This is a genomic window from Aneurinibacillus sp. REN35 (assembly GCF_041379945.2).
Classification (GTDB): domain Bacteria; phylum Bacillota; class Bacilli; order Aneurinibacillales; family Aneurinibacillaceae; genus Aneurinibacillus.
Genome location: NZ_JBFTXJ020000060.1, coordinates 1 through 228 on the forward strand (window position 1 = coordinate 1; position 228 = coordinate 228).

Sequence of the window (228 nt, forward strand, 5' to 3'; positions counted from 1 at the left end):
GAACATCAAGATCGGCCGGTTCCTGGAACGGATCGAAGGCATCATGATCTTTATCTGGATCTGCTCGATTTTCATCAAGATAACGCTGACCTTTCACGCGTCCCTGCTCGCTTTCTCGGAATCGCTGCGGATCCCGGATCTGCGGGTTTTTCTGTGGCCGCTCGCGATCGGTCTCGTCGTCCTATCGTTGATGTGCTACCCGAACGTGTTTTACATCCAATCGTTTCT

The 228-nt window shown here is 52.2% G+C and carries 1 protein-coding gene; it reads left to right on the forward strand.

Annotated elements, in window-relative coordinates:
• Positions 1–10: 10 nt before the first annotated feature.
• Positions 11–228: GerAB/ArcD/ProY family transporter (locus tag AB3351_RS23655; RefSeq protein WP_371149559.1), on the forward strand; the 218-nt coding region annotated here is incomplete at its 3' end.